5 protein-coding genes are annotated in these 6010 nt (G+C 45.6%); 4 read left to right on the forward strand and 1 reads right to left on the reverse strand.

The genetic code is table 11. From position 1 onward, the window contains the following. Positions 1 to 134 precede the first annotated feature (134 nt). The 4 genes from E1163_RS23675 (at position 135) to E1163_RS23690 (ending at position 5244) form a co-directional block, all read left to right on the forward strand. Positions 135 to 1355, forward strand: coding sequence for an ATP-grasp domain-containing protein (locus E1163_RS23675; protein ID WP_155175006.1), 1221 nt, complete (start codon positions 135 to 137; stop codon positions 1353 to 1355). Positions 1356 to 1376: 21 nt separating this feature from the next. Next, positions 1377 to 3368, forward strand: a complete 1992-nt coding sequence (locus E1163_RS23680) for a hypothetical protein (protein ID WP_155175008.1) — start codon at positions 1377 to 1379, stop codon at positions 3366 to 3368. Next, positions 3362 to 4519, forward strand: a complete 1158-nt coding sequence (gene alr, locus E1163_RS23685; protein ID WP_155175010.1) for an alanine racemase — start codon at positions 3362 to 3364, stop codon at positions 4517 to 4519. Before E1163_RS23680 ends, alr begins: the two co-directional genes overlap by 7 nt. Before the next feature lie 458 nt (positions 4520 to 4977). Next, positions 4978 to 5244, forward strand: a complete 267-nt coding sequence (locus E1163_RS23690; protein ID WP_155175011.1) for a hypothetical protein — start codon at positions 4978 to 4980, stop codon at positions 5242 to 5244. Between the two features lie 424 nt (positions 5245 to 5668). Here the strand turns inward: E1163_RS23690 and E1163_RS23695 are convergent, their stop codons facing one another. After that, positions 5669 to 5902, reverse strand: coding sequence for a hypothetical protein (locus tag E1163_RS23695; RefSeq protein ID WP_155175013.1), 234 nt, complete (start codon positions 5900 to 5902; stop codon positions 5669 to 5671). Positions 5903 to 6010: the final 108 nt, after the last annotated feature.

Genomic DNA, 6010 nt, shown 5'->3' on the forward strand with positions numbered 1-6010 from the left:
AATGTTACTACTGTACAGTCGACATATGTCATGTCCAATGGAGGAGCCACAATATCCGGCCCTCGTCAGAATAGAAGTCTAATACATCGCCTCGTTGCGGTGCTCAATATTTATAACATAAACCCCGAATAATCATGGCGCAATGTTTTGCTCTTATGGGTTGGAGTTTACCCGTCATCGAAAGCATGCAAAAACTCAACAAGCCGTTTGTAGTCGTATCATTCAGCGATTTTGAGCCTTATGCAAAGGAAAATAACATTCCCTTTGTGGCTTATAAGTTCGATGAATGGAGTGACACTTCCAACTCACTTGACCTCGCTGAAAAGCTCAAACCCTACAATGTCGATGTGGCAGTTCCTCTATTTGAAGAAACTGTAGAATGGGCCGGAGCCTTAAACTCTATTTACAGAGGTGACCCTCGTGTACTTAACCGTGCTTTCTTGTTCAGAAATAAAGCTATGATGAAGCGCAAAGCGCTTATTGGTGGCCTTCGCGTAGGGCTATTTGAAGAAGTACATAACCGTGAGCAGGTAAAACAGTTTATGAAGCGGCTCAATGAAGCCAACCTGCAAGTGGGCAACGAAGAGGATAGCTGGGTGCATATCAAGCCTTTCGCCTCAGCCGGTACGGTTGGACACCGCCTTCTACGCTCGTTCAAAGATATAGACGAAAAAGTGGAGGACAGTGACTTCCCCTGCCTGGCAGAAAGTCATCTTGCAGGCCGTGAGTTTTCCTGCGAAGCATTTGTACACCGCGGAAAAGTGAAATTTCTCAACATCACGGAATATGTGAAGCTTGGCTATTCCAACTTTGTTCCTGAGGGTCATTATCTCGCTTCAAAGCGTCCGCTAATCCATGAAAAAGTACAGCAGCTTGTAGATATTTTCGGCATTGAATACGGCATGATCCACCCGGAGTGGTTCTTAACAGAAAATGACGAGTTGGGCTTCGGCGAAGTGGCCTGCAGAATACCAGGCGGGCATATTCTCGAACTGGCCTCTAAAGCCTATGAATTCGATGCCCTGGCCGCCTTTGTTATGTGCCACGACCCTTCTTTGACTGATGAAGAGGTGGATGCACTCTTTCCGCCACAGGAGTTTGAGCCCAAAAACCATTTCGGTAATGTTATGATCTACCCTCACAAAAATGTGATCGAAAAACTGGAGATCCCGGATGAGCTAAACGAAGAGCCTTACTTCCTGGATCATACCCTGGTGCCGCCTTTGTCAACACAAAAGATCGATTCGAGAGAAGGTTTTGGAAACCATTTTGGAGCGGTTAACTTTAAAGGTGAAGACCCGGACAGGATGACTGAATTATTACAACACTATGAAAACGTAGACTTTTACGTTTAAAGGGAGGCATTTAATAACCATATGACCACAACACTGGAAAGAGGATACGATAATTTTGATGAAAGTTTTGAAGAGTTTAAATCAGCCAGTGAGCTTACTAAAAAGGAGAAAGCACAAAAGCTAATCAGCCAGGTAGATATATTGAGCAAGACCAGGGAAGGGCTGAAATACCTGTACAACAAGAGCCTGGAAATGGAAGCCCAAGGATTCTTTGCAGATACCGCATGGAACGACCCTGAAAAGCTCGCCCCTGCACTGGTTAAAGGAACCCTGACGGCAGGAAGCCCAGGTGCCAGCTATGAGATCATAAGCGAACTGCGCATGCTGGCACATAGCAAAGCTGATGTGCATAATGGCACTAAAATATCCCGAAAGGATGCAGAGGCTTACCTTGAAGAGGTGCTCGTTCATAACCTGGAGTTTGCCTTTCAGGACCTGACCGAAGAAACCCGGACGGTTATGAACCCGCAGGAGGTAAAGCGGGCCTTTAACCTGTTCAGTTTTTTGGTGGCAGAAACCGGCTTGCATGGCATTAAAGACAAGCTGGCTGAGGAAATACAGCTTATATGTGAACAACGGCCGGTAGTAACACGAAAGGCGCGTGAGATTATACACATGGTGAGCAGCAAAATGACGCTTGACCCCGAAAACGAGGCTGATAAGCGACTGCTCTATTATGTACATGCTGTAAACTCACCTACCGAGCTGGCTAAGCAAAATTCTGACCCTGAGGCGTATGCGGAAGCTATAAAGAAACTGGACAGCCGGGAGCTACTGGAAGAGGCCGAAAAGCTGGCCGCGCCTATGCGGGCCACTGGTCTGGCCACTCCATTTATAGCTTCTATGCTGCTACACCTGGCAGCAGTGGAGCCTGATTTGATCCCCAAGGCCCTTTTACTCAATAAAAGAGGGCAGGCCGAGTGGAGCAAGCATGAGGACCTGATCATCAAGCTGATCGGTGAAGTGGTCAGTATCGATAGTTTTCAATGCATTTACGGACTGGCGCGGGTTTTGGAAAAGAGCCTGCTCTCCAGAAATGCCGTAAAAGCCAGCCTGAACAACCTGCGCATGATCAGCATCAATCCGCAGGTAGAAAAACGGATCTTAAAATGCCAGACAAAACCGCGCAAAACGGTAACGGCTAAGCAATACCTGCTAGCAGCTACCTTGCGGGTTTTAGGCCAGCCTCTGGGTATCGGGCAGGGCAATAACTCTACCTGCCAGTCAGCAAGAGGTATAAGTATGTGGAGCCAGCACTCACCTGCCAAACTGATCAATATGATCATTACCGTGGCAGCCCAAAACAACCTCATACTGCGGTTTGAAAATGTAGACCTTGAGTCCAACAAACTGACCAAAGGGCTGGTAGACAAGCTGGATTATAACCTGGATGCGGTATCAGCAGTGCTGGTGCCCCACCTGGACAAAATCTACAATGAAATGATGCGGATAGCATCTGGCAGAGGCGAAGACCCACACAAATGGGTAAACCCTGCCTTGTACGGGCATTGGATACATATTGGTTTCGCTTCAGCGTATAGCTATCTGACCAATGCCATCCAGGATTTCAAGGGATTTGTGAGGCTTTTTTATGCTGCCCTTCATCCCGAGTATAACGGCGGCCGGGAGGTGGTGTACCCTAACCCGCTGGGCATATTTGTTACCTCAAGGGCCGGGGCCATGATCGGCTTTCATGCTGTTTCTCTCCTGCATGTTGGCAAGGATGATGATGGCGTTATGCGAGCATATTTCCTGAACCCGAACAACGAAGGCCGGCAAGACTGGGGCCAGGGTATCAGGCCATCAGTTTACGGACATGGCGAAAAGCATGGGGTATCGTCACTACCCTTCCACCAGTTTGCAGCCCGGGTATATGCTTTCCACTTCAACAGCCTCGAAACCAAGGCTCACCTGGACAGTGTGCCGGACGAAGAGATAGAAAAAGTGGAAAAACTTGCGCGGGAAAGCTGGGGGAAATCTTATGTATGGAGCGAACTTAAAAAACAATGGTAAGACATTCATCTCGTATTAACCTTAGCCAGTCGGCTTTACAGACCAATTTCAATTTCATCAGAAAGAAGGTAGGCAAAAATGTTATCATCTCCTCGGTAGTGAAAGCCAATGCTTATGGGCACGGCATTCATGAGTTTGTACCTATGGCGGAGAAGTGTGGCATTAATCATTTTTCAGTGGCTTCCTCGTTTGAAGCGGAAGAGGTGCTGGAAGTCTGCTCCAAAAATACACACATTATGATCATGGGTATCCTCTACAAAGAGGACATCCCCTGGGCGGTGGAGCATGGTATAGAATTTTATGTTTTTAATTATGACCGACTGGAAATCGTCAAAGAGACTGCACAAAAGCTCAATAAAAAGGCTATAGTACACCTTGAAGTGGAAACAGGGGCCAACCGTACAGGGCTTAATGCAGAAGACTTTTCGAAAGCCCTGAAGTTTTTAAAGGACAATCAGGACTACATACAATTTGAGGGACTTTGCACTCACCTGGGCGGAGCTGAAACATTGGCCAACAAATTTAAAATTGATACTCAGGTAGAGCGCTACCAGGCGTTTCTTGATGAGTGTAAGGCACTGGATTTCATGCCTCACCTGCGGCATATTGCCAGCTCGGCGGCAGCACTGGCCTTTGAAGAAACCCGCTTCGACATGGTAAGGATCGGTGTGGCCCAGTACGGCTTCTGGCCCAGCCCCGACATCCGGTACCTGCACATGCAACAGACCGAAAAACCAACCGAAAATGGCTTAAGAAGAATATTTACCTGGAAGACGGATGTTATGGATCTCCGCAAAGTAAAGGCAGGAGAGTTTGTAGGCTACGGCACTGCTTTCCAGGCCGTTCAGGACACCAAAATAGCCGTACTCCCACTAGGCTACTCCAATGGCTACCCCCGGGCTCTATCCAACCGCGGCCAGGTACTGATCAAAGGCAAAAAAGCCCCCATCGTAGGCCTGATCAACATGAACCTGTTTATGGTCAACATATCCCACATTCCCGATGTGAAAATCGGTGATGAGGTAGTGCTGGTTGGCAGACAAAAGAATAATGTAATCAATGTGAGTTCATTTACCGATACCACTCAATTGCTGAATAATGAGATGTTGAGCAGGTTGCCCGCGGCTATTCCGAGGAAGGCGGTATCGTAGAGGTTCCGTAGTATAAGCTCGGGTAGTGCTTCTAAGTTGGGGATTCCAAATATTTTCTCCGTTGCACTACGAAAATTTGGAATGACGGGGTTTTTCTTGGGGTAGCAGTTTCTAAAGCGGCACAACTGCCGGAACCCAACCTCGTCATTCCCGAATTTTCTTACTCTAAAAGTAATTTCATTGCCGCCTTTAATGAAAATATCGGGAATCTCCTTGATCCAGGGCACTGGCTGTACATTGCCCACAATCCGAAATAAACGTATTGCTTTTGATTCATTTCCGTATATTTACAGTGCGAACTTTATCAAATAATAACATGGTGCAAATACCACAAGCACGGTTTAAACCAAAAATCCTGGAGAGGCATACGGGTGGAAGTCCCGAGACCTACTCAAAGCACCGCTTTGATGAAGTTCGCAGTGACCTCTCCTATTTTCATTCACTAAAACCATTATATTATGCGAACTTCAAATGGTCCGGCAGCCTATTTTAGAGGTGAAAACCTCACTAACCACGTAGTAAGTTTAGAGCCTCTAAACTCCTCGGAAATTGAATTTATAGACAAAATCAAATTTCAGGGAATTGAGGAGTTGATTGATTCTTTAAAAATGATTCATGACTTTGCGGCGTATCACTCAGACTTAAGCCTTGGAACTACGGAAAAGATGGCCCTTCTAAATCTTAAGATTTTATGGGAGGGACTTGAGGAATTAAGCAGGCGCTAAGTTTAGTATGGAGCTGTCGGGATTGACAGCTTCCAACAATTTTGACGATTATAACGGCCGTGTCCCAGAAAAAGCCTGCGCGCCTGTTAGCTCCGGTCGGCACTCTTAAGTTGGGGATTCCATATATTTTCTCAGTTGCACTGCGAAAATTTGGAATGACGTGGATTTTTCTTGAGGTAGCAGTTTCTAAAACATAAAACAGCACCACTGCCCTATCCCAACCTCGTCATTCCCGAATTTTCTTGGCTCAAAATAATTTCATTGCTGCTTTTTATGAAAATATCGGGAATCTCCTTGATCCGGGGCGTTTTGCCAACGATTACCATGTTCATGAACTAGTCGGCACTGAATGTTGCTGATTTATTCTTGTTAGTCCAGTACTCTAAAATATCAGCAAATTCTTGTTCGGCTTGTGATGACCAAATTACTTGTTTTGCCATTTACGCATTTTTCTGAAAACTTCTTCTGATCTAACGCTTTCTCCGTTTTCAATTTGCTGAATGCCTGTTGTTATTCGAGCCTTTTGTTCATCATTAGTTTCGTAAATGGTATCATCAAAGTCAACCTTAAGAAGTCTATAAATTTCGTCAATTATATTTCTGTCATCAATTGACTTGATCTTCTCAATTAATTTATCCCTATGTTTATCTGTCACCATATTCTAAGATACTCATTATTTTAAAAATTAGTTCGAAAATGTTCTTAACGCCGGTCTTGTTCAGCTAAGCGCTCTTAAGTTGGGGATTCCAAATATTTTCTCAGTTGC

Origin of the sequence: Fulvivirga kasyanovii (assembly GCF_009711405.1) — a bacterium.
GTDB lineage: Bacteria > Bacteroidota > Bacteroidia > Cytophagales > Cyclobacteriaceae > Fulvivirga > Fulvivirga kasyanovii.

Bases quoted from the DNA above. Each gene is read 5' to 3' on its own strand.
- E1163_RS23675 (WP_155175006.1), top strand. From the start codon at position 135: ATGGCGCAATGTTTTGCTCTTATGGGTTGGAGTTTACCCGTCATCGAA.
- E1163_RS23680 (WP_155175008.1), top strand. From the start codon at position 1,377: ATGACCACAACACTGGAAAGAGGATACGATAATTTTGATGAAAGTTTT.
- alr (WP_155175010.1), top strand. From the start codon at position 3,362: ATGGTAAGACATTCATCTCGTATTAACCTTAGCCAGTCGGCTTTACAG.
- E1163_RS23690 (WP_155175011.1), top strand. From the start codon at position 4,978: ATGCGAACTTCAAATGGTCCGGCAGCCTATTTTAGAGGTGAAAACCTC.
- E1163_RS23695 (WP_155175013.1), bottom strand. From the start codon at position 5,902: ATGGTGACAGATAAACATAGGGATAAATTAATTGAGAAGATCAAGTCA.